Origin of the sequence: Halomonas sp. B23F22_20 (assembly GCF_043496985.1) — a bacterium.
Lineage (GTDB): Bacteria > Pseudomonadota > Gammaproteobacteria > Pseudomonadales > Halomonadaceae > Halomonas.
Genome location: NZ_JBIEKH010000004.1, coordinates 120351 through 135274 on the forward strand (window position 1 = coordinate 120351; position 14924 = coordinate 135274).

Annotated in this window: 18 protein-coding genes; 11 read left to right on the top strand and 7 right to left on the bottom strand. The window is 66.2% G+C overall.

All coding sequences use genetic code 11. The features are described from left to right. Positions 1–70 precede the first annotated feature (70 nt). Positions 71–745 carry a flagellar basal body P-ring formation chaperone FlgA gene (gene flgA, locus ACGTN6_RS04110; RefSeq protein ID WP_394589993.1) on the bottom strand — a complete coding sequence of 225 codons (675 nt, stop codon included), beginning with the start codon at positions 743–745 and terminating at the stop codon, positions 71–73. A gap of 162 nt (positions 746–907) precedes the next feature. On the opposite strand from flgA, the gene flgB reads away from it, so the two are divergent. The 11 genes from flgB (at position 908) to flgL (ending at position 10920) form a co-directional block, all read left to right on the top strand. Further along, positions 908–1321 carry a flagellar basal body rod protein FlgB gene (gene flgB, locus ACGTN6_RS04115; RefSeq protein ID WP_394589994.1) on the top strand — a complete coding sequence of 138 codons (414 nt, stop codon included), beginning with the start codon at positions 908–910 and terminating at the stop codon, positions 1319–1321. 15 nt (positions 1322–1336) lie between these two features. Further along, positions 1337–1744, top strand: a complete 408-nt coding sequence (gene flgC, locus ACGTN6_RS04120) for a flagellar basal body rod protein FlgC (RefSeq protein WP_183386751.1) — start codon at positions 1337–1339, stop codon at positions 1742–1744. A 4-nt stretch (positions 1745–1748) separates the two neighbouring features. Continuing rightward, positions 1749–2453, top strand: coding sequence for a flagellar hook assembly protein FlgD (locus ACGTN6_RS04125; RefSeq protein WP_394589995.1), 705 nt, complete (start codon positions 1749–1751; stop codon positions 2451–2453). Between the two features lie 71 nt (positions 2454–2524). After that, complete coding sequence (gene flgE, locus ACGTN6_RS04130; protein WP_394589996.1) at positions 2525–3826, top strand: flagellar hook protein FlgE; 1302 nt, start codon at positions 2525–2527, stop codon at positions 3824–3826. Positions 3827–3842: 16 nt separating this feature from the next. Further along, entirely contained in the window at positions 3843–4598 is a 756-nt protein-coding gene (locus tag ACGTN6_RS04135; protein WP_394589997.1) for a flagellar basal body rod protein FlgF, read from the top strand. Between the two features lie 26 nt (positions 4599–4624). Next, a complete protein-coding gene (flgG, locus tag ACGTN6_RS04140; RefSeq protein ID WP_183386755.1) occupies positions 4625–5407 on the top strand; it encodes a flagellar basal-body rod protein FlgG in 783 nt (260 codons plus the stop codon). 28 nt (positions 5408–5435) lie between these two features. Next, positions 5436–6119: a flagellar basal body L-ring protein FlgH gene (locus ACGTN6_RS04145; protein WP_394589998.1), complete on the top strand. Its 684-nt coding sequence runs from the start codon at positions 5436–5438 to the stop codon at positions 6117–6119. A 124-nt stretch (positions 6120–6243) separates the two neighbouring features. After that, positions 6244–7266, top strand: a complete 1023-nt coding sequence (locus ACGTN6_RS04150; RefSeq protein WP_394590116.1) for a flagellar basal body P-ring protein FlgI — start codon at positions 6244–6246, stop codon at positions 7264–7266. Then, positions 7266–8285 (top strand): flagellar assembly peptidoglycan hydrolase FlgJ, encoded by a 1020-nt coding sequence (flgJ, locus tag ACGTN6_RS04155; RefSeq protein ID WP_394589999.1) that lies wholly within the window; start codon positions 7266–7268, stop codon positions 8283–8285. Before ACGTN6_RS04150 ends, flgJ begins: the two co-directional genes overlap by 1 nt. Before the next feature lie 82 nt (positions 8286–8367). Beyond that, positions 8368–10011: a flagellar hook-associated protein FlgK gene (gene flgK, locus ACGTN6_RS04160; RefSeq protein WP_394590000.1), complete on the top strand. Its 1644-nt coding sequence runs from the start codon at positions 8368–8370 to the stop codon at positions 10009–10011. Between the two features lie 18 nt (positions 10012–10029). Next, on the top strand, positions 10030–10920 hold the full coding sequence (gene flgL / locus ACGTN6_RS04165) for a flagellar hook-associated protein FlgL (RefSeq protein ID WP_394590001.1): 891 nt from the start codon (positions 10030–10032) through the stop codon (positions 10918–10920). Between the two features lie 184 nt (positions 10921–11104). Here flgL and fliR read toward each other — a convergent pair whose 3' ends face one another. Genes fliR through fliM form a run of 6 tightly spaced genes read right to left on the bottom strand, consistent with a single transcriptional unit; the run spans position 11105 to position 14920 of the window. Continuing rightward, entirely contained in the window at positions 11105–11899 is a 795-nt protein-coding gene (fliR, locus tag ACGTN6_RS04170; RefSeq protein ID WP_394590002.1) for a flagellar biosynthetic protein FliR, read from the bottom strand. Positions 11900–11905: 6 nt separating this feature from the next. Beyond that, entirely contained in the window at positions 11906–12175 is a 270-nt protein-coding gene (gene fliQ / locus ACGTN6_RS04175; RefSeq protein ID WP_183386761.1) for a flagellar biosynthesis protein FliQ, read from the bottom strand. Positions 12176–12191: 16 nt separating this feature from the next. After that, on the bottom strand, positions 12192–12944 hold the full coding sequence (gene fliP, locus ACGTN6_RS04180; protein ID WP_394590003.1) for a flagellar type III secretion system pore protein FliP: 753 nt from the start codon (positions 12942–12944) through the stop codon (positions 12192–12194). Then, positions 12941–13375, bottom strand: a complete 435-nt coding sequence (gene fliO, locus ACGTN6_RS04185; RefSeq protein WP_394590004.1) for a flagellar biosynthetic protein FliO — start codon at positions 13373–13375, stop codon at positions 12941–12943. The genes fliP and fliO overlap by 4 nt, the downstream gene beginning before the upstream one ends. After that, on the bottom strand, positions 13372–13884 hold the full coding sequence (gene fliN, locus ACGTN6_RS04190; RefSeq protein ID WP_394590005.1) for a flagellar motor switch protein FliN: 513 nt from the start codon (positions 13882–13884) through the stop codon (positions 13372–13374). Before fliN ends, fliO begins: the two co-directional genes overlap by 4 nt. Next, positions 13877–14920 carry a flagellar motor switch protein FliM gene (gene fliM, locus ACGTN6_RS04195; protein ID WP_394590006.1) on the bottom strand — a complete coding sequence of 348 codons (1044 nt, stop codon included), beginning with the start codon at positions 14918–14920 and terminating at the stop codon, positions 13877–13879. Before fliM ends, fliN begins: the two co-directional genes overlap by 8 nt. Positions 14921–14924: the final 4 nt, after the last annotated feature.

The window sequence follows — 14924 nt, forward strand, 5'->3', positions numbered from 1 at the left end:
TTACCCGAGCTATCGGCGGATGGAGGCATAACTTTAATCCCCCGGCGGGGCCGACTTCCAGCCTGACGTCCTAGCCGTCCACGGCGAGCCGGCGCGGGCCAATGACCCTCGCCTCGAGGATGCGGCGATCGTCCAACCGTACCCGGATGCGTTCGCCGCGCCCGCCCGGCGAAAGGGCCTCGGCCTGGCGCGTAACGCGAAAGCCCTGCCCCCCGGCTACCAGGGTGACCCGGTCGCCGCGGTGCACCAGCCTCGGGGCCTGCAGCTGATAGGCCTGGATCACCCGCCCCGCGGCCAGCGGTCGCCGCGCCACCTGGCCGATGATGTGTTCCGCTTCGCGCAGTGCCTGTCGGGGCAGGCGATTGAGCTCGCCGCGGCGTTCCACCAGGTCATGGCGAGTGAGCCGCTCGCCGGCGGCGATCTGCCGAGCGGTTTCCAGGTAGCGGCCGATCACCGCCACCTCGGCCTGCAGGTAGCGCGTCCGGCGTCCTTCCTCTCCGCAATGTACCCCTACCGAGAGTCGACCGAGCGGAGGCCGCGATGCGTCTGGCAGGAAGGGCTCCGGCTGCCGGCAGGTCGGAAACTGGGCGGCGGGGGGATAAAGCGTCACCTGCACCTCGTCGCCCAGCGGTGCGGCCTCGGTTTCCAGGAAGGCACGCACCCGCTCTAGCATGGCCGTATCGGCGGCCTGGCCCTGGGGCGCGACCAGTATCAGCAGCAAGGCAAGCAGCAGCGATCGGGACATGGGCTCGCTCGGCGGTTTGGGGTCCTCGCTGCAGTCTAGCGCCCGCATCCGATGGGAAGGCGGTGAAATGGCCGACCTATCGTCGGCTGTTCGGCCCTTTGGGATGACACCACCCTGGCTATTCTCCAACGTCGACGAATTTCCTTTTCCGGAGCGCACCGGATGATCGACCAGCTCGAAGCCGCCTTCAACTTCCACCAGCAGGCCCTGAGCCTGCGGCACGAACGCCAGAAGGTCCTGGCCAGCAACATCGCCAACGCCGATACCCCCGGCTACAAGGCCCGTGACATGGACTTTTCCGGTGAGCTCGCCAAGGCGGTCCGCCACGGCCAGGTCGCATCGGGAGGGCTGCACCTGTCCCGCACCGACGCCGGTCATCTGGCCGGCAAGGCCCCGGCGTCGCCGGACCGAGAACTGCTCTATCGGGTGCCGGAGCAGCCGAGCCTCGATGGCAATACCGTCGACATGGATCGCGAACGCGTCGCCTTCGCGGACAATTCGGTGCGCTACCAGGCGTCGCTGAATTTCCTCACCAGTCGTATCCAGGGCCTCAAGAAGGCCATGCAACCCGAATAAGCCAGGAGCGGATCCATGTCGATGTTTTCCGTGTTCGATATCTCCGGCTCGGCGATGAGCGCCCAGTCGCAACGCATGAACGTCACCGCCAGCAACCTGGCCAACGCCGATAGCGTGGCCGGTCCCGACGGCGAGGCCTATCGCGCCAAGCAGGTGATGTTCGAGAGCCGTGCCGCCTCCCGCGACGGTATCGGCGGCGTCGGGGTTCGCGAGGTGGTCGAGGACCCGTCGGCGCTTCGCAAGGAGTACCGCCCCGAGCATCCGCTGGCCGACGAGCAGGGTTACGTGAACATGCCCAACGTCGATCCCGTGGCGGAGATGGCCAACATGATCTCCGCTTCCCGTTCCTATCAGGCCAACGTCGAGGTCATGAACACCAACAAGCAGTTGATGCTCAAGACCCTGACCCTGGGCGAGGGCTGATCCCATGGCGACGACCATCGATTCCGGCGTGCTGAACGCGCTCAATAGCGGCGCCAAGGGCGCTTCCGGCGCCGCGCTGAGCGCCGGCCAGTCGGACGAACTGCGCAACAATTTCATGACGATGCTGGTGACGCAGCTGCAGAACCAGGACCCGCTGAGCCCGATGAAGAACGAGGAGATGACCTCGCAGCTGGCCCAGATCAATACCGTCAGCGGCATCGAGGAGCTCAACGAGTCCCTGTCGGCGATCACGGACCAGATCGATGCCGGCCAGACGCTCCAGGCCACCAGCCTGATCGGCCAGGGGGTGCTGGTGCCCGGCAATCGCGTGCTGCTCGACAAGAGTGATGAGGGCGATGTGACCACTACCCCGCTGGGCATCGAACTCTCGGCCCCGGCCGATGAGGTCATCGTGACGGTCACCAACGGCTCCGGCGAGGTCATCAACCGCTATGAGCTGGGCGCCCAGGACGCCGGCGTGCAGTCCTTCAACTGGGATGGCCAGACCAGCGGCGGCGAGACCGCGGCCGATGGCGCCTACCAGTTCCGCGTCGAGGCGACCCGGGACGACAAGCCGGTGACGGTCGATGCCCTCAACTATGCCGTGGTCAACCGTGTCACACCGCCCACCGAGGGCGGTGAGGTGCAGCTCGACCTCGGCGCCGTCTACGGCCAGGTGGGGCTCGCCGATATCAAGCAGATTCTGTGATGCGCCGGGGCCGGTTCGATGGGCGGGTCGGCTCACCACATTTCATGATGCGATAACGCAGGGATAACGACATGGGTTTCTCACAAGCGCTCAGCGGCCTGAATGCCGCCTCCTCCAGCCTCGACGTGCTGGGCAACAATATCGCCAACTCCCAGACCGTGGGCTACAAGGGCTCCAGCGCCCAGTTCGCCGACGTCTTCGCCGGCAGCACCGGCCTGGGTACCAAGGTCTCCAACGTCCTGCAGGACTTCAGCGACGGCAATATCGAGAACACCGGGCGCAATCTCGACCTGGCGATCAGCGGCGAGGGCTTCTATCGCTTCCAGCAGGAAGGCGAGGTGGTCTACTCACGCAACGGCCAGCTCACCATGACCGCCGACGGTTTTCTGGAGAATGCCCAGGGCGCGCGGGTCATGGGCTACGGGCTGAGCGATGCCAACGATCCCTTCTCTCAGGTAGTGGCCGGTGGCCAGCCTGTGCCTCTGAACGTGCCGTCCGCAGACATGCCGGCCCTTGCGACTGGTACCAGCACCGGCGATAACCCGGGCGTCCAGGCGGTCTATAACCTCGATGCGAGCATCGACGAGACGGATGCCAGTAAGCTGAACACGGCTCAGGTGTTCACCGATGCGACCCAGGCCACCTCGGCAGAAGTGAGCTATCACTACTCCAATTCCTATACCGTCTACGACTCCCTGGGCACTGCGCATAACGTCACCGCCTATTTTACCAAGACCGGGGCGAATGCCTGGGACGTCACGACGGCCATCAATGGCGTGGCCGGTAGCGTCGATGCCGCAGGTGCGGTCCAGTCGCAGGGAACCCTGACCTTCAATGCCGATGGCACCCTGGCTGACGATACTCCCATCAACCTGGCCTATGACAACGCCAACGATGGGACGGCCCAGATCGCGACGGGGGCGGACAACCTGAACTTCGATTTCGACCTGGCGGGGACCACCCAGTTTTCCAACGACTCCACCAATACGTCCCTGACCCAGGATGGCTATACCTCGGGGGCCCTGGTGGGCATCACCATCGAAGACGATGGCACCGTGATGCGCAATTACACCAACGAGCAGTCGGTGGCGGCGGGGCAGATCGTGCTGGCCAACTTCCGCAACCCGGAAGGGCTCGAGGCGGTGGGCGATAACGCCTGGAAGGCGACCGGTGCTTCCGGACAGGAGCTGGTGGGCGAAGCAGGTACCGGCATGCTGGGGGCTATCAACTCCGGCGCCATCGAGACCTCCAATGTGGATCTGGCCAAGCAGCTGGTGGACATGATCGTCACCCAGCGCGCCTACCAGGCCAACTCCCAGACCATCTCGACCCAGGACGAGGTCCTGCAGGCCGCCATCAACCTGAGCCGCTAAGCCCGGGAGCTGACGCATGGATCGCATTCTCTATACCGCCATGAGCGGCGCGCGGCAGAGCATGGAGCAGCAGGCGGTGGTCAGCCACAACCTGGCCAACGCCTCCACCAGCGGCTTCCGTGCCCAGCTGGAGGCCATGCGCGCGGTGCCGGTGCAGGGCGACGGGCGCCTGGACACCCGGGCCTCGGTCGCCGCCACCACGCCCGGCGCCGACTTCTCGCCGGGCCCCATGAATCGCACCGGTCGAACCCTGGACGTGGCGATGCAGGGCGATGCCTGGCTCGCCGTCCAGGCCCCCGACGGCAGCGAGGCCTATACCCGTCGTGGCGATCTCCAGGTCGACGGGGACGGCCTGCTGCGCAGTGCCGGTCGTCCGGTGATCGGCGAAGGCGGCCCTATCCAGGTGCCACTGGGCGCCGAGCTGTCGATGGGCAGCGACGGCACGCTCAGCGCCATCGCGCCGGGGCAGAATGCCGATGCCCTGGTCACGGTGGGCCGCCTCAAGCTGGTCACGCCCGGCGAAGGGGGGCTCACGCGCGGCGAGGATGGCCTGTTCCGTGGCCCCGTCAATCAGGATGGCGTTCCCGGCGCACTGCCCGCCAATGAGGACGCGACGCTCGTCAGCGGGGCCCTGGAGGGCAGCAACGTCAACCCGGTGGACGCCATGGTGTCGATGATCGACGTGGCGCGTCGCTACGAGATGCAGACCAAGGTCATGAGCACCGTCGACGAGAATGCGCAGCGGGCCGATCGCCTGCTGTCCATGAGCTGAGCCGTCGCCAACACGAGGAATTTCCGATGATCAAGTCACTATGGACGGCCAAGACCGGGCTGGAATCCCAGCAGACGCAGCTGGACGTCATTTCCAACAACCTGGCCAACGTCAACACCAACGGCTTCAAGCAGTCCCGGGCGGTATTCGAGGATCTGCTGTACCAGAACCTGCGTCAGCCCGGCGCCCAGAACAATGCCCAGGACCGGCTGCCGTCGGGCATGCAGGTCGGTACCGGGGTGCGCCCGGTGGCCACCGAGCGGCTGCATACCCAGGGCGGGCTCGAGGAGACCGGCAACAGCCGCGATCTGGCGATCGAGGGCAAGGGCTTCTTCCAGGTGCTGATGCCGGACGGCACCACCTCCTATACCCGCGACGGCAGCTTCCAGCTCGACGCCAACGGCCAGATGGTCACCGCCAACGGCTATCCGATGGAGCCGGCGATCATCATCCCGCGCAACGCCCTCTCGGTGCATATCGGCGAGGACGGCATCGTGTCGGTGAAGGTGCCGGGCGACAGCGAACAGCAGGAGGTCGGGCAGATCACCCTCTCGAGCTTCGTCAACCCCGCCGGCCTTGAGAGCCTGGGCGGCAACCTGTATGCCGAGACGACCTCCTCCGGGCCGCGCAACGAGGACATCCCGGGCATGAACGGCACCGGAACGGTGCTGCAGAACTACGTCGAGACCTCCAACGTCAACGTGGTCAAGGAAATGGTCAGCATGATCCAGACCCAGCGCGCCTACGAGATCAACAGCAAGGCCGTGAAGACCAGCGACGAGATGCTGGCGCGCCTGGCCCAGCTGTGAACACGATGATGGACCGGAGAGTGATGGCATGAGTGGGGCGAGCCTGGCCAGGACATGGCGCTGGCTGCTGGTGGGCGCACTGGTGGTGCTGGGAGGCTGCGCGCAGATTCCCCATGCCTCGGTGGTCGGCGAGCAGGAGAGGATCGATATTCCCGAGCGACCGATGGCCCGTGCCAACGGCGCCATCTACCAGCCCCGCAGCGGCTATCAGCCGCTGTTCGAGGATCGCCGTCCGCGCATGCGGGGCGACATCCTGACCATCGTGCTGGACGAGCAGGTCAGCGCCAGCAAGAACTCCCAGTCCAATGCCGATCGCAGCGGCTCCTCCAACCTGGAGCTCGCCCAGCTGCCGGATGCCCTCGATACCCTGGCCGAGTATGGGTTCGACGTCTCCGGCGAGAGCGACTTCGAGGGCGGAGGCGGCTCGCAGGCCAACAACTCCTTCACCGGCACCATCACGGTGACGGTGGTGGACGTGATGGGCAACGGCAATCTGCGGGTGCGCGGCGAGAAGCAGATCGCCATCAACCAGGGCACCGAGTTCATCCGCTTCGGCGGGGTCGTCAATCCGCGAGACATCACCGGCGAGAACACCGTGCCTTCCACCTCGGTGGCCGATGCGCGCATCGAGTACGTCGGCGACGGCTATATCAACGAGGCGCAGCACATGGGCTGGCTGCAGCGGTTCTTCCTCAACGTTTCGCCCTTCTGAGGTGAGTGGCATGATGACCGGCACCCGACGCGCGTGCGGCGCATTTTCCTGGCTGGCCAGTGGGCTGGCGCTGTTCCTGTTGGCACTGGTCGCCTTGCCGGCCCAAGCCGAACGGCTGCGTGACATGGCCAGCTTCGCCGGCGTGCGCGACAACGCCCTGGTCGGCTATGGCCTGGTGGTCGGGCTCGACGGCACCGGCGACCGCACCACCCAGGCGCCCTTCACCGGCCAGAGCCTGACCAACATGCTGTCCCAACTGGGCATCACCGTGCCGCCCGGCACCAACATGCAGCTGCGCAACGTGGCGGCGGTGATGGTCACCGCCGAGATGCCGCCCTTCGCCCGGCCGGGCCAGAACCTCGACGTGGTGGTGTCCTCGGTGGGCAACGCCGACAGCCTGCGCGGCGGCACCCTGCTGATGACCCCGCTCAAGGGGGCCGATGGTGCGACCTATGCGTTGGCCCAGGGCAACCTGCTGGTGGCCGGCGCCAGCGCGTCGGGCGGCGGCTCCAGCGTGCAGGTCAACCAACAGAGCGGTGGGCGGATCGCCAACGGCGCCACCGTCGAGCGCGGCGTGCCACTCGACCTGGGTGCCAACGGCGGGCTGCTCGAGCTGCAGCTGCAGACGGACGATTTCGGCACCGCCCAGCGCGCCGTCAGCGCCATCAACCAGGAGTTTGGCCGCGTGGTGGCCTCGGCGCGCAACGCCCGGGTCATCACCCTCGACGGTCCCCGTGACGCCAACGCCCGAGTCAATTTCATGGCGCGCATCGAGAACGTCCAGGTCACGCCTACCGAGGAGCCCGCCAAGGTGGTGCTCAACTCGCGCACCGGTTCCATCGTGCTCAATGGCCAGGTGACCCTGCATCGGGCGGCGGTGGCACAGGGCAACCTGTCGATCGTCATCGACAGCACTTTCGGCGTCAGCCAGCCCAATCCCTTCACCGACGGCGACACCGTGGTGGTGCAGGACACCCAGGTCAGCATCCAGCAGCAGCCGGGCACCCTCAAGGTCGTCGAAGGCGCCGACCTGCTCGAAGTGGTGGATGCGCTCAACTCGCTGGGCGCCACCCCGAATGACCTGATGTCGATCCTCGAGGCCCTCAAGGAAGCGGGCTCGCTGCGCGCCGAGCTGGAGATCATCTGATGAGCCTGGACACTCCCGGAGGCATGAGCGGCCAGTTCGCCCTGGATATCCAGAGCCTCGAGCGCCTCAAGCACACCGCTAGCAGAGCGCCTGGCCAGGGGCTCGAGGGGGCGGCCAAGCAGTTCGAAGCGCTGTTCGTGCAGATGATGATGAAGAGCATGCGCGATGCCGTGCCGTCATCGGGGCTGCTCGACAGCCGCCAGGGCGACTTTTATCAGGAGCTGCTCGACAAGCAGTGGTCGCAGACCGTCGCCGAGCGTGGCGTGGGGCTGGCCGATCAGCTGGTCTCGCAGCTCCAGGGATCGCTTGGCGAGCGCCAGGCCTCGGGCGGCGGTCAGGATATCGAGGCGCTGATCGCCGGTATCCCGCGCGGCACGCCGCGTCCGCTGACGGATGCCTTGCGCTCGGATGCCGACGCGGAGGCGCCGGATGAGGCTGCCGCCGCGACCGGTTTCCTGGAAGAGCTACAGACAGTGGTCGCCGACGCATCGCCGGAGAAGGTCGCATCCGTCGAGGTTTCGCGCCCGGATCATGTCCAGGCCTTCGTGTCGCGGCTTGCCGCCCCGGCCCATGAGGCCAGCCGGGCCTCCGGCGTGCCCGCCGAACTGATCCTGGCCCAGGCGGCGCTGGAGACCGGCTGGGGGCGTCGCGAGATCGCCACGGCCGACGGCGGTAACAGCCATAACCTGTTCGGCATCAAGGCCGGCAGCCGCTGGCAGGGCGAGACCACCGAGATCCTGACCCACGAGGTCATCGACGGCCGGCGCCAGGCGGTGCGCGACCGCTTCCGCGTCTACGGCTCCTTCGCAGAGGCCTTCACCGACTATGCCCGGCTGATCGGCGACAACCCGCGCTATGCCGGCGTCACGGCGGCGGTGACGCCCGATCAGGCGGCGCGTGCCCTGCAGCGCGGCGGCTACGCCACCGACCCGGCCTACGCCGACAAGCTGATCGCGGTGATGGATACCCTGGGGCCGCTGGCCGGAGGCGACATGCTGGCCCGAGCCGGTACGCCCTGAGCGAGGGATTCGTCGGGGCGATGGCCTCAAGTTCGGCCCGGCGTGGCCGATAGCCTGATAATCGGCATAAGGGAATACCGTCATGAGCATCTTCTCCACGGGCCTCAGCGGCCTCAACGCCGCCCAGAATGCCCTGGCCACCACCAGCAACAACATCAGCAACCTCTACACGCCGGGCTACAACCGCGAAGTGACCATGCTCGGCGAGAGCAGCACCGGCAATGGCGGTGTCCAGGTCAACGATATCCAGCGTCAGTTCAATCGCTATATCGCCGACCAGCTGAATGACGCCACCAGCAAGACCAGCGCGCTGGAAACCTACGGCACCCAGGTGGAGCAGATCGACAACCTGCTGGCCGACGAGGCCGCCGGGCTCTCGCCGCTGATGCAGGACTTCTTCTCCTCGATGGAGGACCTGACCAGCGCGCCCTCCGACCCGGCCGCCCGCCAGGGCGTGCTCGGATCGGCGGATACCCTGAGCGCCCAGTTCCGCTCCTTCGACGGCTACCTGCAGGACATGCAGAACGGCATCAACGGCCAGATCGAGGACGAGGTCACCCAGATCAACAACACCACCGAGCAGCTGGGCTCGATCAATCGCGAGATCGCCCTGGCACGTGCCAAGCAGGGCGAGGCGCCCAATGCGCTGCTCAACCAGCGCGATCAGCTGGTCCACGAGCTCAGCGAGCGCATGGACCTGCGGCTCAACATCCAGGACGGCAAGTCCTACAACGTCAGCCTGCCCAATGGCCAGCCGTTGGTGATGGGCGATCGCAGCTTCAAGCTGGAAGCCATGGCCTCGCCGGAAGATCCTCAGCGCACCGTGGTCGGCTATCCGGACTCCAGCGGCAACGTCCGAGCCCTGGATGAGGACGCCATCAGCGGCGGGACTCTGGGCGGGCTGATGGACTTCCGAGCCGAGACCCTGGACAAGACCCAGAACCAGATCGGCCAGATGGCGGTCTCGCTGGCGGTGGCGGTCAATCGACAGCATGCCGAAGGCGTCGACCTGAACGGCGACGCGGGTGGCGAGTTCTTCAGTATCGGTGAGCCGCGGGCCTTCTCGGCCGAGCGCAACACGGGCACCGCCGAGATCGCCGGGGCGGCCTTCGATGCCGACAGCATCGATCAGCTCAAGGCCACCGACTATACGGTACGCGTCACCGACGCCGCGGCGCCGGCCTTCGAGGTGGTGCGCGAGGACACCGGGGCCGTACTGGAGGCCGCCGACGTCGACTATGCCGGCGGCGAGCTGAGCTTCGGCGGCCTGACCCTGAGCTTCGACGCCCCCGCCGGCCTGGCCGACAACGATCGCTTCGTGGTCCAGCCGGTGCGCCATGCGGCGGCCGACTTGAGGACGGCCATTGCCGACACCGACAAGATTGCCGCGGCGGGAGCCGGCGGAGAGGCCGGCAACAACGAGAATGCCCTGGCCATGCAGGACCTGCAGCAGGAGAGCGTCGTCGGTGGCTCGGCGTCGCTCAGCGAGGCCTACGCCTCGATGGTCAGCGACGTCGGCAACCGCACAAATATCGTCCAGGTCAACTTGGAGGCCCAGCAGGGGCTCAGCGAGCAGCTGGAAGCCGTCCAGCAGTCCGAATCCGGGGTCAACCTGGACGAGGAGGCGGCCAACCTGATCCGCTACCAGCAGTACTACCAGGCCAACGCCAAGGTCATCGATACCGCGACCTCGGTGCTCGACACCGTGCTCGGCCTGCGCGGTTGATAGGGAGAGTCTCACGAGATGCGCATCAGTACCCTCACCATCTTCAATCAGAGCGTCGGCTCGCTCAATCAGCAGCAGGCCAAGTTCAACGACGTCAGCCAGCAGATCGCCAGCGGCCGTCGGGTGATCAGTCCGTCCGACGATCCCCAGGCGGCGGCTCGGGCCGTGGGCGTCAGCCAGTCGCTGGCCATCACCGAGCAGTACACCGACTCGCGAATCAGCGCGCGAACAGCGCTCGAGCAATCGGAGAGCGTGCTCAATAGCGTCAGCGACTCGATCACCAGCGCCAAGACGCTGCTGATCCAGGGTTCCAGCGACACGCTCAATGAGGCGGATCGTCAGTCCGTGGCCTTCGAGCTGAGAGGGGTCTACGACACTCTGCTCGGCCAGGCCAACGCCGCCGATGGTAATGGCAACTATCTGTTCGGCGGCTACAAGGACGATGAGGAGCCCTTCGTCCAGAGCGGTGGCACCGTCACCTATGAGGGGGATGACAAGGTGCGCGAGCAGCGCATCGATGCCTCGCGGTTGATGCCGGTGGGCGCCAGCGGTGGTGAGATCTTCGGCGCCGCTGGCGACGATGCCGCGCTCTTCTCCACGCTGGAGTCGGCGATCGGTAAGCTGGAGTCTGGCAGCGGCGATCTGGGTGCCGAGATGGACAGTCTGGACGACCATCTGGATACCGTCCTGACGGAGCGGGCTTCCATGGGCGCGAGGCTCAACGAGCTGGACGTGGTGGATGGCGTCAGCGCCAACCGTACGCTCAACTACGAGAAGACCCAGTCCGACCTGGTCGATCTTGACTACGTTGAGGCGATCTCCGAATACAGCCTGCGTCAGGTCGGCCTGCAGGCCTCCCAGCAGACCTTTGCCAACATGAAGGGCATGTCGCTTTTCCAGTACCTCTGATATCCCGAGCCCTGCCGGTCATGGTCTATCCCGGCCATGACCCCTTGTCCCGCCCTGTCGCATCCCGCCAGGGCGGTTTTGTGTGTCGATGATTCTGGCGACGGGCGACGGGCGACGGGCGACGGGCGACGGGCGACGGGCGACGGGCGACGGGCGACGGGCGACGGGCGACGGGCGACGGAAGTTAGCCGGTCAGCGGAGCCAGGGTGTCGATAAAGCCCCTCAGAAAGGCCAGACCCTGGCCGAACAGCCGCTCGAGGAAGCGGTCCAGGTCGGTCATCAGCACCATCAGCAGTGCCACGCCCATGGTCAACTGTGCGGGAAAGCCGATGCTGAAGATGGTCAACTGAGGCGCCGAGCGATTGAGGATGCCAAGCGACAGATTGATGATCATCAGCGCCGCCACCAGCGGCAAGGCCAGCAGCATGCCCGATGAAAAGATGGTGCCGCCGTAGCGGGCCAGCATCTCGAAGGCGGCGGGATCGTAGCGTCCCAGGCCAATGGGCAGGGTCTGGAAGCTCGAGGCGAGGATCTCGATCACCACCAGATGGCCGTTGAAGGCCAGGAACATCAGCAGCGTGATCATGTAGAGGATTCTCGACAGCACCATCATGTTGGTGCCGCTCGAGGGGTCGAAGAAGGTGGCGAAGGCCAGCCCCATCTTCAAGCCGATGAACTCCCCGGCGGCCTGGACCACCACCAGGGTCACGCGCATCACCAGCCCCATGGCGGCGCCGATCAGCAGCTGCTCGACGATGATGCCGAAGCCCGCCCAGGACATCAGCGGCACCTCCGGCATGGCCGGCAGTACCGGCGCCATCACCACCGTAAGCGCTCCAGCCAGGCCGATCTTGGCCTGGCGTGGCACGCTGGAGTGTCCCCAGATCGGTGAGGTCATCATCAGCCCGGTGATGCGACAGAACGGCCACAGGAAGGCGATCAGCCAGCCATGCAGCTGAGCGAAGGTGATCTCGACCATCGGCGGCTACATCACCAGGTTGGGAATATTGCTGAACAGCTCGCGGGTGAAGGTGGTGATCAGGTTCAGCAGCCAGGGGCCGGCAAGAACCAGCACGGCGAACACCGCCAGGATCTTGGGGATGAACGACAGGGTCATCTCGTTGATCTGGGTGGCGGCCTGGAACAGGCTGACCAGCAGGCCGGTGAACAGCGCGGTCAGCAGCAGCGGGCCGGCCAGCAGCAGCGTCACCCGCATGCCCTGGTAGGCGATGGTCATTACCGTTTCGGGGGTCATGGCAGTCTCCGGGCGCTCACAGGTAGAAGCTTTCCGCCAGCGAGCCGATGATCAGCTGCCAGCCGTCGACCAGCACGAACAGCATCAGCTTGAAGGGCAGCGAGATGGTGATCGGCGGCACCATCATCATCCCCAGGCCCATCAGGGTGCTGGCCACCACCAGGTCGATGATCAGGAAGGGGATGAAGATGGTGAAACCGATCTGGAAGGCGGTCTTCAGCTCGCTGGTCACGAAGGAAGGCACCAGCACCCTGAGCGGCACGTCCTCCGGCCCTTGAAGCGGGCCGATATCGGCCAGGCGTGCGAACAGCGCCAGGTCCGACTCCCGGGTCTGGGCCAGCATGAATTCCCGGAACGGGCCCTGGGCCTGGGTCAGGAACTCGGGGAAGGCGATGTTGCCGTTGGACAGCGGTACCCAGGCCTGGTCGTACACCTCGCCGAACACCGGCGCCATGATGAAGAAGGTCAGGAACAGCGCCAGGCCCAGCAGGATCTGGTTGGGCGGCGTGGCCTGGGTGCCCATGGCGGTGCGCAGCAGGCTGAGCACGATGATGATGCGGGTGAAACTGGTCATCATCAGCAGCGCCGCCGGCAGGAAGGCCAGCGAGCTGAGCAGCAGCAGGGTCTGCAGCGACAGCGACCAGCGCTGGCCGCCATCCTCCATGGGCTGGCTGACCAGGCCGGGAATCTGCTGGGCCAGCGCCAGGCCGGGCAACAGCAGCAGCGCCAGCGCCAGCCAGCGGGCGTGGCGGGAGGTGAGCGACGTCATGAACGCTCCCGGCCGTTGCGACTCAGGCCGGCGTTATGGCGCAGCGCCTGGGCGAAGCGGGTGGCGAAGCCTTCGTCCGGGGACACCGGCGATTCGGCATCGGGGGCCGATGACTCGGGGGCGGGCATCTCATGCAGCTTGTTGACCTGGCCGCCGCCGACCCCCAGCACCAGCCAGGTCGACTCCACCTCGACGATCACCACCCGTTCGCGCTGGCCAATGCCGCTGCTGCCGATCAGCCGCGGGCGATGTCCCTGTCCGCGGCCGGCACCGCCGAGGCGTCGGAGCAGCAGGCTGCAGCCCAGGATCACCACCAGCACCAAGGCCAGTGCCGCGGCCGTCTTGCCGAGGGTGGCCATGCCCATCAGGGCTTCGCCGCCGGAGGCCAGGCCGTCGACAGCGGCGCTTGCGCTGGAGGCGGTCTCGCTCATCGGTTCAGCTTCTGGACCCGCTCGGAGGGCGTGATGATCTCGGTGATGCGGATGCCGTACTTGTCGTCCACCACCACCACCTCGCCCTGGGCGATCAGGTAGCCGTTGATCAGGATGTCCATGGGCTCGCCGGCCAGGCCCTCGAGCTCGATCACCGAGCCCTGCGCCAGTTCCAGCAGCTGCTTGATGGTCAGCTTGGTGCGCCCCAGCTCCACGGTCAGCTTGACCGGGATGTCCATGATCATCTCGAGATCGCGCGGCACCGGGCTGCCCTGGCTGTCCTGCAGCGGCCGGAAGACGCTCTCGCCGGCCGGCTGCGCCGGCGCGTCGTCAGCCTCTTCGCTCGCTGCCTCGTCGCCCTCGGCCGATTCGGAGGCGGCCTGTTCGGCCATGGCCGCCGCCCAGGGGTCCTCGTCCTCGTTGGGGGTCGCGTCGCCCTCCTGTTCGGACATGGCGGCCGCCCACTCGTCGTCGAGTTTCCGATCGTCGGGCTTGTTGGGATCAGTCATGCTTGGCTTCCTTGGGTTTCGGCTGGGCGGCCCTGACGAAGGCACTGGATGGCGCATGGCCTGCGGCATGGTCGAACAGGCGCAGCACCCTCAGGGCTCGCTGCTCGTGCTGGCTGCCGTATTCGCACTCCATCACCGGCACGCCGTCCACGCTGGCGTTCACCGTCGCGGGTAGCTCCAGCGGCAGCACATCGCCCGTCTTGAGGGCCAGCACCTGGGCGATGCGGGAGGGAATGTCGGCGAAATTGGCCACCAGCTCGACCTCGGACTGCCGAAGTTCGCCGGCCATGCGCTTCGACCAGGTGCCGTCCTGATCCTGATGACCGTCGTTGAGCGGATTGGTCAGCAGATCGCGCAGCGGTTCGATCATCGAGTAGGGCATGCAGATCTGGAAGCTGCTGGCCAGGTTGCCCACCTCGAGGTTGAAGCTGGTGTTGACCACGATCTCGTTGGGCGAGTTGGTGATGTTGGCGAACTTCGACTGCATCTCGCTGCGCAGGAAGCTGATCTCCAGCGGGTAGACCGACTTCCAGGATTCGCCGTAGGCGTCGATGGCCAGCTGCAGCAGGCGCTGGATGATGCGCTGCTCGGTGTTGGTGAACTCGCGGCCCTCGGACTTGGTCAGGAAACGACCGTCGCCGCCGAACAGGTTATCCACCACCATGAACACCAGGCTGGGGGGAAAGACGATCAGCGCCGAGCCCTTGAGCGGCTTCATGGCGATCATGTTGATGTTGGTGGGCACCGGCACGTTGCGCGAGAAATCGCTGTAGCTCTGGTACTTCACCGAGTCCACGGTGATGTCGGCGCTGCGCCGGATCAGGTTGAACAATCCCATTCGGAAATAGCGGGCGAAGCGCTCGTTGATCATGTCCAGGGCATGCAGGCGCTCGCGAATGATCCGGTGCTGGGAGGCCGGATCGAAGGGGCGTACCTGGGGCTGGCCGTCATTGCCGGCGCTGGGCTCGTCATCCCCGCTGACACCCTTGAGAAGGGCGTCGATCTCGTCCTGGGAGAGCAGATCGTCTTGGGACATGGGT

Bases quoted from the DNA above. Each gene is read 5' to 3' on its own strand.
- fliO (WP_394590004.1), bottom strand. From the start codon at position 13,375: ATGAGCGAGACCGCCTCCAGCGCAAGCGCCGCTGTCGACGGCCTGGCC.
- flgB (WP_394589994.1), top strand. From the start codon at position 908: ATGATCGACCAGCTCGAAGCCGCCTTCAACTTCCACCAGCAGGCCCTG.
- flgL (WP_394590001.1), top strand. From the start codon at position 10,030: ATGCGCATCAGTACCCTCACCATCTTCAATCAGAGCGTCGGCTCGCTC.
- flgE (WP_394589996.1), top strand. From the start codon at position 2,525: ATGGGTTTCTCACAAGCGCTCAGCGGCCTGAATGCCGCCTCCTCCAGC.
- flgG (WP_183386755.1), top strand. From the start codon at position 4,625: ATGATCAAGTCACTATGGACGGCCAAGACCGGGCTGGAATCCCAGCAG.
- flgJ (WP_394589999.1), top strand. From the start codon at position 7,266: ATGAGCCTGGACACTCCCGGAGGCATGAGCGGCCAGTTCGCCCTGGAT.
- fliQ (WP_183386761.1), bottom strand. From the start codon at position 12,175: ATGACCCCCGAAACGGTAATGACCATCGCCTACCAGGGCATGCGGGTG.
- fliP (WP_394590003.1), bottom strand. From the start codon at position 12,944: ATGACGTCGCTCACCTCCCGCCACGCCCGCTGGCTGGCGCTGGCGCTG.
- ACGTN6_RS04145 (WP_394589998.1), top strand. From the start codon at position 5,436: ATGAGTGGGGCGAGCCTGGCCAGGACATGGCGCTGGCTGCTGGTGGGC.
- ACGTN6_RS04125 (WP_394589995.1), top strand. From the start codon at position 1,749: ATGGCGACGACCATCGATTCCGGCGTGCTGAACGCGCTCAATAGCGGC.
- fliN (WP_394590005.1), bottom strand. From the start codon at position 13,884: ATGACTGATCCCAACAAGCCCGACGATCGGAAACTCGACGACGAGTGG.
- flgC (WP_183386751.1), top strand. From the start codon at position 1,337: ATGTCGATGTTTTCCGTGTTCGATATCTCCGGCTCGGCGATGAGCGCC.
- fliM (WP_394590006.1), bottom strand. From the start codon at position 14,920: ATGTCCCAAGACGATCTGCTCTCCCAGGACGAGATCGACGCCCTTCTC.
- flgA (WP_394589993.1), bottom strand. From the start codon at position 745: ATGTCCCGATCGCTGCTGCTTGCCTTGCTGCTGATACTGGTCGCGCCC.
- fliR (WP_394590002.1), bottom strand. From the start codon at position 11,899: ATGGTCGAGATCACCTTCGCTCAGCTGCATGGCTGGCTGATCGCCTTC.
- flgK (WP_394590000.1), top strand. From the start codon at position 8,368: ATGAGCATCTTCTCCACGGGCCTCAGCGGCCTCAACGCCGCCCAGAAT.
- ACGTN6_RS04135 (WP_394589997.1), top strand. From the start codon at position 3,843: ATGGATCGCATTCTCTATACCGCCATGAGCGGCGCGCGGCAGAGCATG.
- ACGTN6_RS04150 (WP_394590116.1), top strand. From the start codon at position 6,244: ATGGCCAGCTTCGCCGGCGTGCGCGACAACGCCCTGGTCGGCTATGGC.